Here is a 19925-nt window from a genome sequence, read left to right on the forward strand (position 1 = left end):
GTGGGGAACATCGGCGGGAACCTCGTGGAACCCACTCCCGGAAACATTAGTCGTCAGAACCGGCCGAAGAAACGCTTTGCCGTGCGCGGTGAAAGTATCTTTGTCGACTAGGTAGTCGATGTCAGCACTGTGGTATTCAGTGGTTCCGCTCACCCCGGGACCTGACGTCTCATAGAGAGTCTCGGAATAGGTCCCAACCAAGATGCGGCTGCAGAGGTGCCAAACATGAGTATGAATCGGGGCGTCGTCAGGCCGCCTAACCCTCCCAGTGTCCGGCCAAACATGGAGGCGCAGTTGTCCAAGGTCGTGATGATCGCCCACATGAAACACCGCAAAGCCGTTGGGGTGCCACCTGCTGTCCAACGAAAGCAGGTCCGTAAACGAATTGGCGAGTAAGCGATCCGCCGTGCGTTCCAGAGCAATGCGCGCCAATGCGCAAAATGCCTCATAGTCCGCATGTTCACGTATGTGTTGCATCTGCGCCCCTATTCGCTCTACTTCGAAAAGCCCTACGAATAATAGCGTCCCGGGTTGAGCTGCCGGAGTCCGGCTCGGCAGGTCGTCAGCGAAACACCGATTAGTCATGGAACAGGAGCCCTCGCAGCTACTTCTACTCTCGTACTCAAAACGGCGATAACCGACGTTCTGTAAGGCTGGGGGAGTGGCATGCGAATTTGCTTCCTTAGGCTGAGGGCCGAGCGGTGGAGCAAGTCCCAGCAGTACAAGAAGACGCGAAGGACCAGCATATGGAGCGCCTTCGCGGTAAGCGTCATCTGTCTCCGTTCATCGCTGATACAGGATTGAAAAGGCGACCTTGACGCTCTCTCAAGGCTCCTCCCCCGACCACTTCGAAGAGCCGATAGTGGTGATTCCTTAAGCGTGTCGCTCTTCCATCGCATGAGGGCTGGACCGGCGGGGGAGGGGCTTCACTCAAGTTTGGCGTGTCGAAGATACTGGTAAACCGTCTCGCGGCTGATTCCATAATCACGGGCAAGGAGTGCTTTCGGTACGCCGCTGTCGGCGCGGTGGACCAGTTCCGCGGCGCGTTCCGGCGTGAGCGTTTTTTTGCGTCCCTTGTAGGCGCCTCGTTGCTTCGCTAGGGCGATGCCTTCTCTTTGGCGTTCTCTAATAAGGGAGCGTTCGAACTCGGCGAAGGCCCCCATGACCGAGAGCATGAGGTTGGCCATGGGGGAGTCCTCGCCGGTGAAGACCAAGCTCTCTTTAACGAATTCCACCCGGACGCCCTTACGCGTGAGGCCCTGGACCAGAGCACGTAAGTCATCGAGATTCCGTGCCAGCCGATCCATACTGTGCACAATCACGGTGTCCCCATCTCGGGCGAATCGCAGCAGTTCCGTAAGCTGTGGCCTAGCGGTGTCCCTGCCTGAGGCTTTGTCTGTGAAGACCCGGTCCAGAACCTGGCTTTCGAGTTGGCGCTTCTCGTTTTGGTCCAGCGCGCTCACCCTGACATACCCGATCCGCTGCCCAGCCATACCGTCCTCCCCCTTCGTTGGTGGGATTGATTCTTGGGCTGCCTGCGTATTTGGTCAAGGCTCCCCAGCGCGGGCAGCAGGGACAGGACGTTCCGAAGCCACTCTTGATGAAACCTTGAGCCCTTCGCTGCTTCTTGAGAATAGTTCGCAATAATGAGTTTAAGGTTTTGGCGCCGCTACCAATTTGGCGGGTCAGATTGTCTGTGCCACTAGGTACGGTCAGACCATCACAGTGTAGACGTTACCCACTAGGAGGATTCTTTGGCTCAACTCGCGACTGCGTTCCAGACGGCTCAATCAAATATCGAACCGAGTGACGACGATTGGGACAACGCGCCAGCTGCGCACGATGAGGTCGGCCAACTCCTTGCAGCACACGATGACCTGAAGGAATGGGGCGTGAATCCGATACTCATCGGCTCGTATGGTCGACGCGTATCAATCAGACGGGTATACGACGTCGATATGTTCTGCCGGCTTGATGCGTATCCGGAGGGTCTTGAGCCTTCGAAGATCCTTGATGCTGTCTACGCTGCACTCTCCGCTGAATACAAGGAAGAGGCGATCGAACGCTTCGACAGGTCCGTCACCGTCAAAATCCCCGACGCCGACGGGCTGTATGTTGACGTAGTTCCGGCCCGCCCAGTTGGTGAGTCGTGGGAGATTCCCACCAAAAGCGGGGATTGGGTCCTTACGAATCCGATTGAAATGACGAGACTCAAAGAGCAGATGAATGACGCACACGACGGGAAGTATGTCCCTTGCGTGAAGCTTCTTCGCCAGGTTCGGCGAAACTTGATGGGCAGGACCAAGCTGGGTGGCTTTACCGTCGAGATGGCGTTCTACACAGCCTGCGATGAAGGCCAGGTCTCCGGCACCTCTATGGCTGAATATTTGGCATCGGCGATGGAGGGCGTGTCGGATGTCTTGAGCCGGATGGCTGAAGGGTTTGTTCTACCAGACCCTTCAATGCCGGGGGAGATTCTTGAGTTCGACGAAGAGTCCGAACTCAGCCACGCCGCCGAAGTGTTTGCTGCTGCATCCGTAGAAGCTAGAGCGGCTTTCGACACGGATGACTCGGAGGCCGGCCAGGCAGCGCTCAAACTGCAAAAGATTTTTGGCAGTAATGACGATTACGAGAACGTCTTTCCCATGCCTGCTGGCTTCGATAGCAGCGGAAACAAGCGGGCCGGCTTGGAAAACAGCTCGGCTGGTAGCCGCAGCACGACGGCAGGAGACATGCGGTTTGGATGAGCCCAAGGGCATCCAGCTGTGGGAAGAACAGTTGGCATACGTCCGTGAGGACTTCGTAAGCCGGCTTGTCGGGCGTGGGTTGACCCTTATGGTCGACACCTCAAAAGGGGCACCTAGAGATTTCCGACTTCAGGGCAGACGTGTCGAGGTGAATCTGACTGCTGGATTTCCATATGTCCCCCCGGAGGTTCGCCTCAAGGGCGAGCTGCGCCGAGCATCCTGGCATTTGGAATCCAATGGCAAACTCTGTCTCTACAACAGTGAGGACCGAAACCACCAGCCGTGGCGGGATGTTGATTCCTTCCTCGAGCGAATTGATGAGTGGTTCGATAATAGCGACAAAGGCTGGCCCGACGACCCGCCAGCATTGGATATTGAAACTTACGTAGAACTTCCGCTTGACAGGCGCTTCCTCATCTACCCAGGGTTGCAGGAAATGCCGGACGGATACGTTCGCCTCAAGTCGGGGGAGACCAAGATTCACTTTCTCGGTCCAGGTAAGGTGCCGAAAAACACGAAGAAGGGTCTCCTGAATGGGTATGTCGCAACCTTAGGAGAGCTAGAAACACCTCCCAGGTCATGGAGTGATTTGCTAAACAAACTCCCGGCAAAGGCGTTGGTCCTCAATGCACTTCGTCGTGGTCGCTTGGACGCCTTGCTCTTGCGTTATGCCAGGCAACAGCAGCAGGGGCTCCTCGCTATCACAGTCAACGATTTTGGTCAGGGGCCACAGCCGCGTCTTCTGCTCTCTGCGTCGGCGGATCAGTCGGTCATGGCGCTGCGCTCCGGCTCGACTTCAGAACTACTGCAGAGTAAGAACGTGTGTGTAGTCGGCGGAGGTGCCCTCGGATCCCACATTTCTGATGCTCTTGTCCGTGCAGGTTTGGGGAATTTGACCATCCGTGACTTTGACGTCCTAATGCCCGGAAACTTGACGCGCCACTCAATAGATGACCTGGAGCTTTGCGGCGCCTTTAAATCGGACGCTTTGAAGAATGACCTAGAACGAAAGCCATATTGCAGAGGCCAGATACGGTCTGTATCCACAGCTCTAAGAGACCCGGCGGATGCGATGAAACTCGTCAAAGAGTTTGACCTCGTAGTAGATGCGACAGCAGATGGGGGAGTGACGCTGATGCTTGAGGACGCCGCCGCGGCAACTCGAAAGAGGATAGTTACGGCGTGCTTACAGAACGAAGGCGCAACGCTTCGAGTAGATATTGCGCCCCCTTTCGGCGACGCAGCTCCCCTGCCTCGGACGATAAATCGTCCTCCGCGTGGTCCTCAAACCTTTGAGTCTGGATGCGGTGAACCAGTATCCACCACTCCGCCTTTCGCTGTATCGGAAGCAGCTGCAATGGCTACTCGGCACATCGTCGGGCTTCTAACGGGTCATCCTGTATCACCAAACGGAGAGACACGCGATTTCGGTTGAAAACTTTCATACATTTGACTGATCAGGCCCGTGACTCACTCCGCGCAGCTGCCCGTTCCTCTCTGAAGCGCGAGCACGGTGGAATATTGGTCGGCTATCGAAGTGCCCGAGCAATTTACGTCTACGATGCTCTACCTGTCCCGGACGAGGCATCCGATGCTTGCAACTACACCCGACGTTCTCATCCCGCGGAACAGATATTAGCCCCCTACCTCAGAACAGGGTGCGAATCCTTGATTGGGTATGTTGGGGAGTGGCATACCCACCCTCGCCCCATTCCACCAAGCGCTACTGACCGGCGATCCATGCGGCTAATAAGTCAAAGCAATAAGCAGATGGCTGCACTGATTGTGGCGGCACTCGATCCAGGATCAGATCAGGTCTACTTCTTTGGGCTATTGAGCCAGCCTCGCCGACGGCTCGTCGGCGGCTATTCTGACGTCTTGATACATCATTCGAGCGCCTCTGAACCGGAAGGCTAAAACACTTGCCCAGCAACATTCAGACTCCTGATCTCCGAGCAGCCACCGACGCCGAAGCGCAACGACTTCAGGAAAGCGTTATGTACTCGGCGCAGGGACAGTTCGAGGCGAGCAAAGTCTGGCGTTTGTGGAACTGGTTGCTAGGCGGCTTTACTGCTGCGGCCAGCGGACTAGCAGGCGTGCTCACTTTTGCATCGGACGGACTGCAGACACTTTCCGGCTGTTTGGCGCTTGCCGCCGCCGTTACTGCTGCCACCGATACAACAATCAAGCCGGACAAGAGAGCAGAACGAGCCCAAACCAGCGCCAATGAGTATCTTTCCATACAAGCGGCCGTGCGAAAATTTCAAGCGCTCGACGTGCCGACAAGAGATTTTCATGACCTGCGTCAATTGCTTGATGATTACTCGGCACGCATTGACGCTATCAATATGGCGTCGGACCCGATCCCACGATTTGCTTACAAGAAAGCAAGTGAAAACCTTTCCAAAGGCGGACAGAATTATGCCGTCGATATTCAAGCTCGCGAGAAGGCTGATTAGCAGCGGATGAGATGCTCGGCATACGGCTACACGACCTCGGTCGCCGCTCAGGCCACGTCTGGCGCTCGGGCGCGACCTTGAGCAGGGCGGCGTTTGGCGCCGACGGATGCTACGCTAAAAAGGGCTTTAGTGGAAGCTTCAACTGCCTAGCTTGACATAACGTCGGCTATCGGCGGTCATCTCATGTGGCCACCAGGGGCGAAGTGGGGGAGTATCGTCACCGCAGCACGCTCGCCGGGCCGGCCTAGTAAGCCGCTTCGTCTCGACGGTGATCACAGCCTCTAGAGTGTCCTCTCGCCGTGCCTCTAGCACGTATAGGCAATGGGAGTCCTTTCCAGAGTGAAGCCCTAGATGTGAATATTGCTCATGGGTAGGAAGAGAAGTTCGTCTGTGGCAAAAAGGCAGTCCGCCCGACTTCGTCGCCTAACTGCTCAGGTCGTTCGGCGTGCAAGGCTCTGGACCGCCGTCCTAGCTACCGTAGCCGGGGCGATAGTAGTTGCGATATCCGCCTATTTGGGCCTGCACCAGCTTCTTCCCAGCGGTAACGATCCAATCCAACCCAAGGATCTCACCCAATTCGCCTTAACTATCGTCGCCGGCATTGGCGGTGTCGTCGCGCTGGTCGTCGCCTACCGCCGCCAGCAGGGTATAGAACAGAGCCGCTTCGTCGAGCGGTTCGGTGCTGCAGCGAGCCAACTCGGCCATTCCGATGTGGCGGTCCGTCTCGCTGGCGTTTATGCCATGGCCGGTGTCGCGGACGAAGCATTCGCTTCGGCGCGGCAACAGTGTGTTGACGTTCTATGCGGCTACCTGCGCCTGCCGTACTCTCCAGCTTTAGGCGCCAACCACCTGAGTGAACTCCAGCACAACGTCCCCGGCCGTGAAGGAGAGGGGGTGACTCACCGGTTCCTGTACCGGCAGAACGACAAGGAAGTCAGGCAGACCATCGTCCGGGTCATCGCAGCGCACTTGCAGGAGGATGCAGCGGAGTCGTGGTCAGCATGCACTTTCGACTTTCAGGGCGCAGCGCTGGAAGCTGCCGACTTCAGCGGGGCGATCTTCAATGGTCGTCGGACTTCCTTTATCGACACGGTCTTTAGCGGAGAGCGGACCCACTTCAGTGGGGCCACATTCGGTGGGGGGCGCACGTTGTTCCACAGGGCAACCTTCGGCGGCGAGCAGACCTCTTTTGGGGGTGCGGTGTTCGCCGCGGGGAAAACTTACTTCAGCGGGGCGACCTTCAGTTCCGAGCGTGTTTGGTTCGGTGGAGCCAGGTTCAGTGGGGGGCCAACCTACTTCAGTGGGGCTATTTTCACCGGGGAACGTACCGCGTTCCGCGGGGCGATGTTCAGCGGGGGTCCAATCTACTTCAGCGGGGCGACATTCAACGCCGAGCGCACTTGGTTCGACGGGGCGACGTTCACCGGGGAGAGCACATGGTTCGACAGGGTGACCTTCAGCGGGGCCCGCACCTTGTTCAGCGCGGCGAGGTTCAACGCAGAGCGTACTTGGTTCGTTGGAGCTTCATTTCAGGGGGAGAGCATTTGGTTCGACAGGGCGACGTTCGGCGGCGGGCACACGTCTTTTGACAGGGCGACGTTCGCAGGAGGGCGGACCTCGTTTGAGGAAACGACGTTCAGCGGCAAAAGAACCTCATTCGACAGGGCCACCTTGAGCGGCGACCGTATTTCCTTTGCCAGGGCGAGATTCAGCGCGGACCGCTGCTCATTCGACCAGGCGACGTTCAGCGGGAAACAGACATCGTTCCGCAGCTCCGAGTTCACAGCGGGCACGGTGTCCTTCCGGGGCCCAAAAAAATGGAACCCTGCTCCTCAATTTGATTGGGATGACGACATGCCTCCCGGGCAACGAATGCCGAAGCCCGAAAACGTCGTGCCGCCAACCTGGCCACCCAAAGTTCGAGCCTAATCAGCCAGAAGACGCCGCTAACGCTCCGAATAGGGAGGCCTCCTCTTACCGGCTCGGTGCGACCTCGCGAAGGGATAGGGAATGAAGAGCTCCTCACAGCGTCCCTGGGCAGATACATCCGACCTGGCATCGTCTGCTTGAAGGCCTAGCCCGGGATCGGCAGCCTCCAGACATCCAGGTCCCGCACCGGGAACAAGGGGGTGTTGCAGTACGTTGCAGGTCTCGTCAGTAAGAACACCAGGCAAAACGTAGGAATGAGAATCACCACGTGGCAACCGATTACGACGAAGTCCGTTCTGACGTCAAGGAATCCCAGGACAATTCTCTGGAGGCATTGCAGTCAGCCAACGCTCCCGATGCCCGCAGCGTCGTCACCGAACTGGACGAAGCCGATGCGCTCGATGAAGGACTGATCCCCGGCGGAGAAATTGTCTCCGAAGAGCTTATCGTTCAGGTCGTTCCTCAGGCGGCGGATGAGTTCACCTGCTATTCCTGTTTCCTGGTCCGGCACCGGTCCCAGATTGCGCGCGAGAGCAACGGCCACGCATACTGCATCGAGTGTGAAGGCTAAGCGGAATCCCTGAAGGCCGGGAGTCGCTCCGGGCGGCCAACCAGGCTAGCGGCTCCCGGCCTTGGAGTTCCCGTTCGTCTGCACTGATCCTCCCAGCAAACCCTCAGCTTGTGGTGGGCATAATGTCACCGGAGCTTCGGTCAACCGCTATTTGACCGGAGCTTCGCCAATTACAAGCGGTTCCTTAGTGCCCCTGGGCCGCCTCGAACAATGGACAAATAAGGCGCCATAATCCAACCCCCCGGAAGCCCCTCTCACCGCCAGCTTTACATAATCACAATTATCGGCTCTTTGAAATGAGTGGGGGAGTCCCCTAAAAGGGTTGCCTTCGGGCTGGTTACGGTCGTCGACGCGGAGGGATTTGTCGGGGTTACGCCGACGTGGGCGATGATGTCGGCCGCCACGTCGGGGGTTACGCCGAGGTGGCGATGATGTCGGCCGCCACGTCTTGCACCCTTATGTCTGGGACGCCAGCGTGGCGACGGTGGCACGCGCCCCTTTGCTGTGCAGGCTTTCGAGGGCGCTGGTGTAGGCGTGGACAAACGTTGGGTCGTCGACGAGGTCCCCGAAAATTTCACGGTCAGAAATAAACGCCAACTTATCCTGATGCTGTTGGGCGGCAGCGGCCATGAGCCGGTCCTTGAGGCGGTCCACCACTTCAATTGGCTGGCCCTGTTCGTCCGTGCCTTCGTCGTAGCGTGCCCAGCTGGCGACGATTGCAGCGGACCTGTGGATCTCTCCCCCGCTGGCAAGGTTGGAGCGGACCACAGGGAGCAGCCACTTCGGAATCCGGTCAGAGGATTCGGCGCACAGCCGCGCCAGCGTGTCACGGATGTGTGCATTTGAGAAGCGTTCGATCAGGGTCCGCCTGTACACGCCGAGGTCGATCCCGGGCACGGGATGCAGGGTTGGAGTGGCTTCCTTTTCCATGTAGTCGAGCAGGAACTTGGCGAAGGTGGGGTCTTGGCACACCTCGTGTGCGTAGCGATAGCCGGCGAGATAGCCGAAGTAGCACAGTCCCTGATGGCTGGCGTTGAGCAGGCGCAGCTTCATCAGTTCGTAGGGTTCGACGTCATCGACGAGCTGGACGCCGGCGTCTTCAAACGGTGGGCGGCCGAAGGTGAAGAAATCTTCCAGGACCCATTGTTCGAACGGTTCGCACACGACGGGCCAGCCGTCCTCGACGCCGTACTCGGCCGCGGTTGCTTCACGGTCTTCGGTTGTGGTCACCGGGGTGATCCGGTCGACCATGCTGTTCGGGAACCGGACGTTGTCCATCACCCACGCCCCAAGTTCTGCATCCTTGAGTGACGCGAACGCCGTGAACATCTTCCGGGCGACGTCTCCATTTCCCTGGATGTTGTCACAGGACATCACGGTGAACGGTTGAACGCCACGCTTCCGCCGACGGCTGAGCGCTTCGGTAACGAGTCCAAATACGGTGCGGGGCGGGGCGTCGGGTTTCAGGTCGTGGACGACATCGGGGTTGTCTACGTCGAATTCGCCGGTGACGTGGTGGAAGTTGTAGCCGCCTTCGGTTACGGTCAGGGACACGATCCGGGTTTCTGGTGAGGCGAGCTTTTCGATGACGGCTTCAGGGTCGTCGGGTGCGAAGAGGTATTCAATGATGGAGCCGATGACCCTCCGGTCCCGGGTTCCGTCAGGGTGTTTCACGGTCAGGGCGTAGAGGCAGTCCTGGTTGTCCATGACTGCCTTCATCCTGGCATCCCCGGGCAGGACGCCGACCCCGCAGATCGCCCAATCCATGGCCTTTCCGGCGTTCATAAGCCTGTCCAGGTACATCGCCTGGTGGGCCCGGTGGAAACCGCCGACACCGAAATGCACGATGCCCGTCCTCAGCTTGGAGCGGTCGTAAGTGGGTGTGGCGATGGGCGCGGGGAGGTCGTTGAGAGCAGCGGATGTCAGCGTCGTCATGTGAAGCTACCTTTCAGCGTGGGTGGGTGTTCTCCTGTGAAGCGAATGTCCCGTTCGATCCGTCCTCGCTGGGCGGTGATTAGGGTGCGGACGATCTCGAGTGGGTTCGGCGTGAGTCTCCTAGCGAACCCCAGTGGTTGCAGAGCCGGTAGCGGGATCGGGGAGGCCGGCCTCCGGCAGCAGTCGGCAGCCAGCCTGCCGTCGCGGCTTTAGGGGCCGCGGTGGCTATTGGGGTCCGTACTGGGACCACTTGTCCAGGTGGTGTTCCCCGTCAATCCGTCGCACCGTGCCGGACCGGGAACGCATCACGATGGACTGCGTGGTGATTTTCGACTTTTCGTATCTGACGCCCCGGAGCAAGTCTCCATCGGTGATGCCGGTCGCAGCGAAATAGCAGTTGTCACTGCGGACGAGGTCGCTTGTGGTCAGGATTTTGGAGAGGTCGTGGCCTGCGTCGGTGGCCTTGGTGCTTTCCTCCTCGTTCATGGGCGCGAGCCGGCCCTGAATGACTCCGCCGAGGGTCTTCACGGCGCAGGCGGTGACGATTCCTTCAGGTGTGCCGCCGGTTCCCATCATGGCGTCGACGCCGGTACCTGGCACGCACGCGGCAATTGCTGCGGCAACGTCCCCGTCGAGAATGAATTTGGTCCGGGCCCCTGCGGCGCGTATCTGCTCGATGAGGCCGGCGTGCCGTTCCCGTTCCAAAACGGCGACGGTGAGTTGGTTGACCTTCACGCCCTTGGCCTTGGCGATCAGGTGCAGGTTCTGCCGGACGGGCAGGCGCAGGTCAACAAAGTCCGCGGCCTCTGCGCCGGTGACCAGCTTCTCCATGTAGAACACGGCGGACGGATCGAACATTGCGCCCCGTTCGGTGACGGCCAGGACGGCGAGGGCATTGTTCATGCCCAGCGCGGCCAGCCTGGTCCCGTCGATCGGATCAACCGCAACATCACAGGCTGCACCGCTGCCGTCCCCGACGTTCTCGCCGTTGTAGAGCATCGGGGCTTCGTCCTTCTCCCCCTCGCCAATGACGACAGTGCCGTTGAACCTGACGGTCGACAGGAAGGAGCGCATGGCGTCCACGGCTGCCCCGTCAGCGGCGTTTTTGTCCCCCATGCCGACCCATTGGCCTGCACCAATGGCGGCCGCTTCGGTAACGCGCACCAGTTCGAGTCCGAGGTTGCGGTCCGGTTCGGACTGCGAGGCCGCGGCCCGCGCGGGTATTTCGACAGGGGTGGCTGAGTCCTTTGGCATGGCTGCCTAGAAGGTCTTGCCGGTGGAACCGAGCTGCTGCGCGGCCTCGACGATTCGGCTGGCGAGGCCGGCTTCGGCGGAGGCGCCCCAGACGCGGGGGTCGTAGAGTTTCTTGTTGCCCACCTCGCCCTCAATCTTCAGCACGCCGTCGTAGTTTTTGAACATGTGGTCCGCCACCGGGCGGGTGTAGGCGTACTGGGTGTCCGTGTCGATGTTCATTTTGATGACACCGAAGGAGACGGCGTCGGCGATGTCCTGATCTGAGGAGCCTGACCCGCCGTGGAACACGAGGTCAAACGGGCTCTCCTTGCCGATCTTCGCGCCAACCTGAACCTGGATGTCCTTCAGAATTTCCGGGCGGAGCTTCACGCCGCCGGGCTTGTACACACCGTGGACGTTGCCGAAGGTCAGAGCGGTGATGTAGCGGCCATTTTCGCCTGCACCCAGGGCTTCGACGGTGGCGAGGGCGTCCTCGACGGTGGTGTACAGCTTGTCGTTGATGGCGTTTTCAACGCCGTCCTCTTCACCGCCGACGATACCGATTTCGACCTCGAGGATGATTTTTGCTGCGGCCGCACGCTCGAGCAGTTCGCGGGCGATCCGCAGGTTCTCGGGGAGCGTTTCGTGGGAGCCGTCCCACATGTGCGAGTTGAAGATCGGGTTGCGTCCGGCCTTGACCTCAGCCTCGGAGGCAGCGAGCAGCGGAAGGACAAAGCCGTCCAGCTTGTCCTTGGGGCAGTGATCCGTGTGCAGGGCGATGTTGACGTTGTAGTTCTTGGCTACCTGGCGGGCGAAGGCTGCGAAGCCGAGGGAACCGGCAACCATGTCCTTGGTGGAGGCACCGGACCAGTACGCGGCACCACCGGTGGAAACCTGGACGATGCCGTCGGACTCAGCCTCGGCGAAACCGCGCAGAGCGGCATTCAGCGTCTGTGAGGACGTGACGTTCACGGCCGGGTACGCGAAGCCGCCTGCCTTCGCGCGGTCGATCATTTCGGAGTAGATCTCCGGGGTTGCGATGGGCATGCTGACTCCTGTGCTGTGCAATGGGACGGGCGGCGGCGCCACCGGATATTCCGGGCTATGCGGGGTTTGCCCCTACGGGCCGCCTTTCTTCGAAGTACAGCTTATGTGACTCCGGACACAAAGCCAAGCGCGTACAAGGTTATCCACGCAATTCCAAGTCTAAAGGCCGTCTGTAGGGCATGCTGGAGAATAGATTGCGGCGGCCCGCCCGGTGGCATGCCGACCGCTTGTCCCGCCTGCTTGGAAGGAAACACCCATGGCCACGGCTCCCGAAGAGGATGCAGTCGCACGTGCTGCTTTCGCTGACCAGCGCCATCAGCAGATCCTGCTCAAGCTTCGTGCTGAGCAGAGGGTGGATACGGCGGAACTGGCCGCGTACTTTGGCGTCAGCGGTGAGAGTATCCGCAAGGACCTGATTCATCTGGAGCGTCACGGGCAGCTCAAAAGGGTGCACGGGGGCGCCATCCCGGCAGACACGTTGTCCTTCGAACCTGCGGTCTCGGCGCGCACCGGTTTCTCCACGGAAAAGGCCAGGATCGCCCGGGCGGCCCTGGAATACCTTCCTGCCCAGGGCTCGGTCCTGATCGATGCAGGGTCAACGACTGAAAAACTAGCCGAGGCCTTTCCTGGTGACCGGGAGCTGACCGTTTACACCAATACACTGCCGATTGCCCTGACCTTGGTTAACCGGCCGATGCTGAGCGTTTTTTCCCTGGGCGGCCGGTTGAGGAGCCGCACGCTGGCCGAAGTAGATGAGTGGGCCCTGCGGTCGCTGGCTGAAATCAACGTGGACGTCGCGTTTCTCGGTACCAACGGCATCAGCCTTGAGCGGGGACTGACTACCCCGGACGCGCCCGAGGCGCACGTGAAGCGCGCGATGCTCAGCAGCGCCCGGCGCCGGATATTCCTCTGTGACCACAGCAAGATCGGGGCGGTCAGCACGAGCCAGCACGCCACCCTGGCCGACATTGATGTGCTGATCACTGACGCCGGAATCGCGAAGTCGGATCTCGCGGCACTGCGCGATGCCGGAGTAAAAGTCGAGTGCGTTTGAAGCAGTACGTGACCTCCGGGCAAGCCGCCGGAGGTCACGTTACTGTCATGTTTAGCTGACGCGGGTTGCTTCAGCCAGGGCCAGGTATTTCGCATACCTGTCGTCCAGGACGGGTTTCCATTCGGGGTCCGGCTCGTGGGTTCGAACCACGCGTACGGCCGCGCTGACCGCTTCGTCCTTGTCTTTGTAGAGCCCTACCCCGATACCGGCCAGCAACGCCGCGCCGCGGGCGCCGGCTTCCTGGGCGTCAGTGATTTCGATCGGCACGCCCAGGGCGTTTGCCATCAGCTGGGACCAGTTCTCGTTGCGGGCTCCCCCGCCGCAGAGCCGCGCAGCCGAGGTAAGGGCGAACCGCTCACGCAAGGCGTCCACATGCCACCGGTGGTTGTAGACAATGCCTTCAAGCACTGCCCTCATCAGGTCACCCTGGCCGTGGTCCCCACGCAGGCCGGCCAGAACTCCACCCGTTCCACCGAACCCGGCAGGGGCTCCGAAAAGGTACGGGAGGAACAGTGGGGACTCGATGAATGCGGACTGCTCGCTCAGGCGGGCTTCCCGGACCGCGGTGTTGTAGTCCGGGCGCCCCTCCCCCGCTGCCCGCATGGTGCGGACAGCCCATTCAAAGTTCGACGCGCTGCTGGGCGATGTGGACATGTGAAGCCACTGGCCCGGCTCCAGGAACGTCCGCGCTTGCCAGCGTGTATCGATGACCGGTTCATCGGAGACGATCTGGTTAATGCTGAACGTGCCCATGATGATGCTCAAGTCACCGACGTCAGCGGCACCAATGCCCAGTGCGGCGGTGTCCACGTCGTGGGCGCCGGTGACAACCGGCGTTCCGGCGGCCAGTCCCGTCAGTTCCGCGGCCCGCGCGGTGACGGCCCCGGCGGTCTGGGCACTGTCCAGGATCGGCGGAAGCAGCTGCACATAGTCCTGCAGCCCGTAGATCTCCAGTGCCTCGTCCGACCATCGTTGGGACCGAAGGTCGGTGAAGGAGGCGCTGGCTTCGGTGGGGTCGGTCGCGATGTCGCCGGTGAGCTGGAGTCTGAGCCAGTCCTTGCAGAACAACAGCCAGCGGGAGCGGCGCAAGGCCTCGGGTTCGTTGCGTTCCAGCCACGACAGCAGGGCCGAGGGGCTGTAGGGTGCCGGGACCTGGCCGGTGGCTGCCAGCGCCCTTCGTCCTCCGTCACCGGCTGCCAGGCGTTTGGCGTCCTCGGTTGCGCGGGCGTCCGTGGCGAGGATGGCGTTGCGCACCGGTGCGCCCTCAGCGTCGATGAGGTACATGCCGTCGTTATGCCCGCACAGCCCGACGGCACGAATTTGTTCGGGCCTGACCCCGGCAGCCTGGACGCACTCCCGGATGGCCTGGGCGGTGCGTTCCCACGCCAGATCCATGTCGCGTTCCTGCCACCGTGGATGCGGTGACAGGGCCGGTATGGAGGTCGACGCGACTGCCGCCTCCAGACCATCGAGGGTGAACAGGACCGCCTTGGTGAAGGTTTGTCCGGCGTCGATGCCCAGGAGGAATTCGCCCTCCTGACCCCTGGCAGGCCCTAGGCCCATCCGAGCTCCTTTGCGTTGACGGCGCGCGCGATTTTGCCCGTGCGGGCGAATTCGGTGATGGCTTCGGAGACCAGCTTCGCGGAGGTGCGGTTGGTGTCCTCGGTGTCGCCGCCGTAGTGGGTGGTGATCGTCACGTTGTCGAGCGTACGCCAGCGGCTGTCTTCGGGTAGCGGTTCCTCATCGAAGACGTCCAGTCCGGCCCCGGAAATCGCACCTTCCTGAAGGATGTTGAAGAGTGCGTCGTAGTCCACGAGGCGGCTTCGGGAGCCATTGATGAAGTAGGCGTCGGGCTTCATGAGGCGGAACTGGCGTTCGCCGATGAACCGCTCGGTTTCGGGGGTGAGGCGGGCTTGGACGAGGACGAAGTCGCTTTCGCGGAAGACGTCGTCCAGGGTGTCCACTCGGCGTACTCCGCACTCGTTCAGGAGTTCGTCGCTGGCGTAGGGGTCGAAGGTGAGGATGTCCGGTTTGAAGCCTGCGAGGCGTTCGCTGGTGATCCGACCGACGTGTCCGAAGCCGACCATGCCGATCTTCCGGCCGGCGATTTCGATCCGGGCGCCGGGGAAGTCCTTGCGCCAGCCGCCGGCTTTGACGCTGGCGTCGGCGCGGGCGATGTTGCGGGCTTCGGAGAGCATGAGCCCGATGGCGAGTTCGGCGACAGCGCCGGCGTTGCGGCCCAGTGCCGGTACGACGCCGATGCCGCGCCGGGTTGCCTCTTCGAGGTCGATGTTTTCCAGGCCGGTGCGTGCGACGGCGATGAGCTTCAGGTTCGGTGCCTTGCCGATCAGTTCGGCAGTGATCGGGGCGAAGTGCAGGCCGAGGGCTTCGACGTCGTGGACGGCGTCCAAAAGCGCGGCGGGGGCCTCGACGGCGTTGACGCCCTGGAACTCAGTGACTTGCTGAAGTGCGTGCTGTTCGGCTTTGGTGCCCTCCCAGTCGATGTAGCTGGTGGGGATGCCGCTGTCGTTGAGGTATTCGGCGTAGCTGTCGGTGGGGATGAACTTGTCGCCGATGATCAGGGCGCGGAAGGACTCACTCATAGCAGGTTCAGGCTTTCTCTATAAGGGTGGGAAGGATTTGGACTTTTCGGCTGCCGCCGGCCTTGAAGAGATCGAAGGCCTCGGCGGTGCGTTCTAGGGGGTGCCGGTGGCTGATGAAGACTTCTGCCGGGATGATGCCGGTGGCGAAGAGTTCGGCGGCGCGTTCATAGCTGTGCAGGACGGCCATGGATCCGGTGATGGTGATTTCCTGGTTGTAAATCCGGTATGGCTCGATGGTGACTTTGGCGTTCTCGTCGGCGACTCCGAACTGCAGGTATGTTCCACCTTTGGTGACCCGTGAAAGGGCATCCTGGATGGCTGCTGCGTTGCCGGTGGCATCGATGACAACGTCCCAGCCGCCGGGCCGGTCGATCTGGTCGGCGCTGCCGGAGACTCCATTGCAGCCCAGGATGGCCGCGGTTCCGGCCCTGTCCGGGTTGGTGTCGAGCACGTCGACGGTGGCGGCTCCGGTGAGCTTTGCCAGCTGCAGCATCATCAGCCCCATCGTCCCGGCACCGTAGATCAGGACGTGACTGCCGAGCCGGGAGCGAAGGACGTCGTAGCCGCGGATGGCGCATGAGAGCGGTTCAATCAGTGCCGCATCCTCCAGCCGCAGGTGCTCCGGGAGCCTGACGCAGTTCGCGGCCGGGACGGCCACATATTCGGCCATTGCTCCAGGTTCAGAGATCCCAATGGCTGACCATGAGTCGCAGAGGTTGGATCTGCCGACCCGGCAGTACCGGCATGCGTGGCACGGCAGGTTGGGGTCCGCGGCGACCTTTGAGCCGACCGGAAAGCCGGTGACCTCGGCGCCGACGGCAACGACCTTTCCTGAAAATTCATGTCCCGGGATAATGGGCAGTGAGGGGGCGAAGTGGCCGTCGAGGATGTGCAGGTCGGTCCCGCAGATTCCCACGGCGGCGACTTCGATGACGATGTCTTTGGGCCCGGGTGTTGGATCGTTGACGGTGGTGACTTCGATGGTGCCGGGAGCTGTAATGACAGCTGCTCTCATTTGACGGCTCCGAGGGACAGGCCCTGGACGAGCTTGTCCTGGGCGGCGAACCCGGCGAAAAGGACGGGCAGGGAGATCACGACTGCGGCGGCGCAGACCTTGGCTAGGAACAGGCCCTGGCTGGAGACGAAACCGGTGAGGAACACCGGTGCGGTGCCGGAGACAACGCCGGTGAGGACCCGTGCCAGCAGCAGCTCGTTCCAGCTGAAGATGAAGCAGATCAGGGCCGTCGCTGCGATGCCCGGCATGGCCACGGGGGCTACGACCTTGCGCAGGATCAGGATCAGGTTGGCTCCATCGATCTGTGCGGCCTCAAGCATCTCTTCCGGGACTTCTGCAAGGAAGGACCGCATCATCCACACCGCGATGGGAAGGTTCATCGAGGTGTACATCAGGATCAGGAACCACATCTGGTCCAAGGCCCCCGCCGTCTTGGCGAAGAGGAACAGCGGCAGGATGGCGGCGACGACCGGCATCATCTTGGTTGAGAGGAAGAAGAACATCACGTCGGTCCACTTTTTGACCGGCTTGATGGACAGGGCGTAGGCGGCCGGGATGGCCAGCAGGAGAACCAGGACCGTGGACAGGACGGAGGCGGTCATGGAGTTGATCAGCGGCGGCCAGGGGCTGACGCCGGAGCTGGCGCCGAAGAACTGCTCGTAAGCGTCCAGGGTCAGGTCAGCGGCGATCGAGGGCGGGTTGGTGGCGGCGTCGGTCTCGGAGTGGAACGAGGTCAGGATCATCCACATGACTGGCGCGGCGAACAGTAGCGCCAGCAGCCAGGCCACGATGCCGGCCCCGGTGCTCCTGCGGGTCGGGTCCATGCGGCTCTTGCCCCGTCGGCGGTTGGAGCGGAAGGTGGTGCGGGGTGCGTCAGATGCCAGGGCGGTCATCGTCCTGCCTCCTTCTTGAAGAGCGAGAAAACGGTGCGGAGGGCGAAGGTGGCCACAATGATCGTGCCGATGACGACCACGACGCCGGCCGCTGATGCCAGGCCGTATTCATTGGCGAAGTAGAACGTCTGGTAGATGGCGTAGGGCAGGTTCGCCGTGCCCAGGCCACCGGAGGTGAGGGTGAAGACGGCGTCGAAGTTCTGCACGATGTAGATCGCGCCGAGCAGGCCGCCGAGTTCGATGTACTGGCGCAGGTGCGGCAGCGTGAGGTGGGTGAAGATGTGCCACGGGCTGGCACCGTCCATCTGCGCTGCTTCCACGGTGTCCATGGGCCGGGACTGCAGACCGGCGAGCAGGATGAGCATCATGAACGGGGTCCACTGCCAGACCAGGGACACGATTACGGCCGTCAGCGGTGCCTGCGAGAGCAAGTCCGGCTGGGGCGGGGTGTCGCTGCCGAACAGGGACCAGATCCAGGTCAGGGTGCCGTTGATCAACCCGTAGGTGGGGTTGAGGATTGCGTGCTTCCAGACCAGCGCAGCTGCGACCGGGACGACGAGGAAGGGCGCGATGAGCAGGGTGCGGGCAAGGCCGCGGCCGATGAACTTCTTGTCCAGCAGCAGGGCAAGTCCCAGCCCGATGAGGAGGCTGGCGAGGACGACCGAGACGGTCAGGACGATTGTGGTGAAGATGGCCTGGCGGAGGTCTGCGTTGGTCAGGACCTCAACGTAGTTATCGAAGCCTGCGAAGCCGGTTTCGTTCGGGTTCAGGGCGTTCCAGTTCAGGAACGAGATGACCAGTGTCGCGACGAACGGAAGCTGGGTGACGATGATCAGGAAGATCAGGGCCGGCAGCAGCGGCGCACGCCGAGCCCAGGCCAATGCACGTTCACGTGCCTTGGCGTCTCTGGTAGGTTTGGGGGCCCGGTTCCCGGAACGGGTGTCGAGCGCTGTTGCGGAACTCATGATGGTCTCCTGCGGTTCCGTGCCCCGCTGTCGCGGGGCACGGAACGGTTGGTGGGGTTGTTATTTGTTCTTGTACTTGTCGCCGACTTTTTGGGCGGCTTCCTGGCCCTTGGCCAGTGCGTCAGCGACGGTCCCCTGGCCTGCGATGGCCGAGCTCACGCCCTGTGAAACGGTCGTTCCGAGATCAGCGAATTCGGGGATGCCCACGAACTGCACGCCGATGGCCGGACGTTCCTGGACACCGGGGTTCTTCGGGTCGGTGTTCTGGATGGCGGTGCGCTCTGCTTCGAAGAATGGAGCAGCCTTCTGGAAATCGGCGTTCTCATAGGTGGAGGTGCGCTTGCCGGACGGTACCTTGGCCCAGCCGAGCTTTTCGGCGACGAGCTCTTCGTACTTCTTGGAGCTGGCCCAGGCGATGAACTTTCCGGCCGCGTCCTGCTTCTTCGATGCAGCCTGGACGCCCCAGGACCAGGTCCAGAGCCAGCCCGCGGAGTCGGTCTCCTTGACCGGGGCCTGTACGTAGCCGATCTTGCCCTTCACGGGTGAAGCCTCGGCTTCCAGCGACCCGCCGGCGGAGGTGGCGTCGTACCACATGGCGACCTTGGCCTGGGTCATGTTGTTCAGGCATTCGGTGAAGCCGGCCTGGGCTGCACCGGCCGGGCCATGGTCGCGGACCAGGTCCACGTAGAACTGGGTGGCAGCGGTGAACTCGGGCGCGTTGACCTTGGCGTTCCAGTCCTTGTCGAACCAGGTGCCGCCGTAGGTGTTCACCACGGTGGTCAGCGGGGCGAAGATCTGGCCCCAGCCGGGCTGGCCGCGGAGGCAGATGCCCTTCATGCCCGCTTCGGCGCCGTCGACCTGGGCGGCGAGTTCGGCGACCTGGTCCCAGGTCGGCTTCTCGGGCATGGTCAGGCCCTTGGCGTCGAAGATGTCCTTGCGGTACATCAGGAAGGAGGACTCGCCGTAGAAGGGCTCTCCGTAGAGCTTGCCGTCCGTGCCGGTCAGGGAGGCGGTGTAGGCGGGGAGAATGTCGTCCTGGTCGAATTCGGCGTTGTTGGCCACGGTGTCGTCCAGGGGTGCCAGCCACTTGTTTTCGGAGTAGAACGGGATTTCGTAGTTGGACAGCGACGCGACGTCGTACTGGCCTGCTTGGCTGGAGAACTCCTGGCTGATCTTCGCCCGGACGTCGTTCTCCGGCAGGATGGTGTAGTTGACCTTGATGCCGGTGTCCTTGGTGAAGTTGTCCGCGGTCAGCTTCTGCAGGTCTTCCATCTGCGGGTTGTTCACCATCAGCACGTTGATGGTGTTCCCGTCGCCGGAAGCGGTGCCCCCGCCGGCGCCGCAACCGGTCAGGGCCAGCGCGGCCACGGTAAGGAACGCGGCCGGGGCTGCGAGTTTGCGAATACTACTTTGTACTTTCACAGTTCTTCCTTCATTGGAGGGGATTTGGGCAAAGCAGTGGCTGGGCCAGGGG

17 protein-coding genes are annotated in these 19925 nt (G+C 61.4%); 7 read left to right on the top strand and 10 right to left on the bottom strand.

What is annotated here, in order from left to right; genetic code table 11:
* Nucleotides 1-926 precede the first annotated feature (926 nt).
* Complete coding sequence (locus ACZ9BC_RS18545) at nucleotides 927-1493, bottom strand: recombinase family protein (RefSeq protein WP_476247216.1); 567 nt, start codon at nucleotides 1491-1493, stop codon at nucleotides 927-929.
* A 261-nt stretch (nucleotides 1494-1754) separates the two neighbouring features.
* On the opposite strand from ACZ9BC_RS18545, the gene ACZ9BC_RS18550 reads away from it, so the two are divergent.
* The 6 genes from ACZ9BC_RS18550 to ACZ9BC_RS18575 all read left to right on the top strand — a co-directional run bounded on the left by ACZ9BC_RS18550 (nucleotide 1755) and on the right by ACZ9BC_RS18575 (nucleotide 7706).
* Nucleotides 1755-2747, top strand: coding sequence for an SMODS domain-containing nucleotidyltransferase (locus tag ACZ9BC_RS18550; RefSeq protein WP_476247217.1), 993 nt, complete (start codon nucleotides 1755-1757; stop codon nucleotides 2745-2747).
* On the top strand, nucleotides 2740-4182 hold the full coding sequence (locus ACZ9BC_RS18555; RefSeq protein WP_476247218.1) for a HesA/MoeB/ThiF family protein: 1443 nt from the start codon (nucleotides 2740-2742) through the stop codon (nucleotides 4180-4182). The genes ACZ9BC_RS18550 and ACZ9BC_RS18555 overlap by 8 nt, the downstream gene beginning before the upstream one ends.
* 14 nt (nucleotides 4183-4196) lie before the next feature.
* Nucleotides 4197-4664, top strand: coding sequence for a Mov34/MPN/PAD-1 family protein (locus tag ACZ9BC_RS18560; RefSeq protein ID WP_476247219.1), 468 nt, complete (start codon nucleotides 4197-4199; stop codon nucleotides 4662-4664).
* 5 nt (nucleotides 4665-4669) lie between these two features.
* Nucleotides 4670-5206: an SLATT domain-containing protein gene (locus ACZ9BC_RS18565; protein WP_476247220.1), complete on the top strand. Its 537-nt coding sequence runs from the start codon at nucleotides 4670-4672 to the stop codon at nucleotides 5204-5206.
* Between the two features lie 513 nt (nucleotides 5207-5719).
* Nucleotides 5720-7135: a pentapeptide repeat-containing protein gene (locus tag ACZ9BC_RS18570; RefSeq protein WP_476247221.1), complete on the top strand. Its 1416-nt coding sequence runs from the start codon at nucleotides 5720-5722 to the stop codon at nucleotides 7133-7135.
* Between the two features lie 268 nt (nucleotides 7136-7403).
* On the top strand, nucleotides 7404-7706 hold the full coding sequence (locus tag ACZ9BC_RS18575; protein WP_476247222.1) for a DUF4193 domain-containing protein: 303 nt from the start codon (nucleotides 7404-7406) through the stop codon (nucleotides 7704-7706).
* Nucleotides 7707-8162: 456 nt separating this feature from the next.
* Here the strand turns inward: ACZ9BC_RS18575 and ACZ9BC_RS18580 are convergent, their stop codons facing one another.
* The 3 genes from ACZ9BC_RS18580 to fbaA all read right to left on the bottom strand — a co-directional run bounded on the left by ACZ9BC_RS18580 (nucleotide 8163) and on the right by fbaA (nucleotide 11921).
* On the bottom strand, nucleotides 8163-9641 hold the full coding sequence (locus ACZ9BC_RS18580) for a mannitol dehydrogenase family protein (protein WP_476247223.1): 1479 nt from the start codon (nucleotides 9639-9641) through the stop codon (nucleotides 8163-8165).
* Nucleotides 9642-9866: 225 nt separating this feature from the next.
* Entirely contained in the window at nucleotides 9867-10895 is a 1029-nt protein-coding gene (gene glpX / locus ACZ9BC_RS18585) for a class II fructose-bisphosphatase (RefSeq protein WP_476247224.1), read from the bottom strand.
* 6 nt (nucleotides 10896-10901) lie between these two features.
* Nucleotides 10902-11921 carry a class II fructose-bisphosphate aldolase gene (fbaA, locus tag ACZ9BC_RS18590; RefSeq protein WP_476247225.1) on the bottom strand — a complete coding sequence of 340 codons (1020 nt, stop codon included), beginning with the start codon at nucleotides 11919-11921 and terminating at the stop codon, nucleotides 10902-10904.
* 256 nt (nucleotides 11922-12177) lie between these two features.
* Between fbaA and ACZ9BC_RS18595 the strand changes: the two genes are divergently transcribed.
* A complete protein-coding gene (locus ACZ9BC_RS18595) occupies nucleotides 12178-12975 on the top strand; it encodes a DeoR/GlpR family DNA-binding transcription regulator (RefSeq protein ID WP_476247226.1) in 798 nt (265 codons plus the stop codon).
* 51 nt (nucleotides 12976-13026) lie between these two features.
* Here the strand turns inward: ACZ9BC_RS18595 and ACZ9BC_RS18600 are convergent, their stop codons facing one another.
* From ACZ9BC_RS18600 to ACZ9BC_RS18625, 6 genes are read right to left on the bottom strand one after another with little or no spacing between them, the layout of a single operon-like run.
* Nucleotides 13027-14538, bottom strand: coding sequence for an FGGY-family carbohydrate kinase (locus ACZ9BC_RS18600; protein WP_476247227.1), 1512 nt, complete (start codon nucleotides 14536-14538; stop codon nucleotides 13027-13029).
* On the bottom strand, nucleotides 14529-15578 hold the full coding sequence (locus ACZ9BC_RS18605) for a 2-hydroxyacid dehydrogenase (protein WP_476247228.1): 1050 nt from the start codon (nucleotides 15576-15578) through the stop codon (nucleotides 14529-14531). The genes ACZ9BC_RS18600 and ACZ9BC_RS18605 overlap by 10 nt, the downstream gene beginning before the upstream one ends.
* Nucleotides 15579-15585: 7 nt before the next feature.
* A complete protein-coding gene (locus tag ACZ9BC_RS18610) occupies nucleotides 15586-16593 on the bottom strand; it encodes a zinc-dependent alcohol dehydrogenase family protein (protein WP_476247229.1) in 1008 nt (335 codons plus the stop codon).
* Nucleotides 16590-17486 carry a carbohydrate ABC transporter permease gene (locus tag ACZ9BC_RS18615; protein ID WP_476247230.1) on the bottom strand — a complete coding sequence of 299 codons (897 nt, stop codon included), beginning with the start codon at nucleotides 17484-17486 and terminating at the stop codon, nucleotides 16590-16592. Before ACZ9BC_RS18615 ends, ACZ9BC_RS18610 begins: the two co-directional genes overlap by 4 nt.
* The gene (locus tag ACZ9BC_RS18620) at nucleotides 17483-18451 is read right to left on the bottom strand and encodes a carbohydrate ABC transporter permease (RefSeq protein ID WP_476247231.1); all 969 of its coding nucleotides are present in this window, start codon (nucleotides 18449-18451) and stop codon (nucleotides 17483-17485) included. The genes ACZ9BC_RS18615 and ACZ9BC_RS18620 overlap by 4 nt, the downstream gene beginning before the upstream one ends.
* A 60-nt stretch (nucleotides 18452-18511) precedes the next feature.
* Nucleotides 18512-19741: an ABC transporter substrate-binding protein gene (locus ACZ9BC_RS18625; protein WP_476247266.1), complete on the bottom strand. Its 1230-nt coding sequence runs from the start codon at nucleotides 19739-19741 to the stop codon at nucleotides 18512-18514.
* Between the last annotated feature and the right edge of the window lie 184 nt (nucleotides 19742-19925).

The organism is Pseudarthrobacter sp. TE3704, assembly GCF_056279405.1.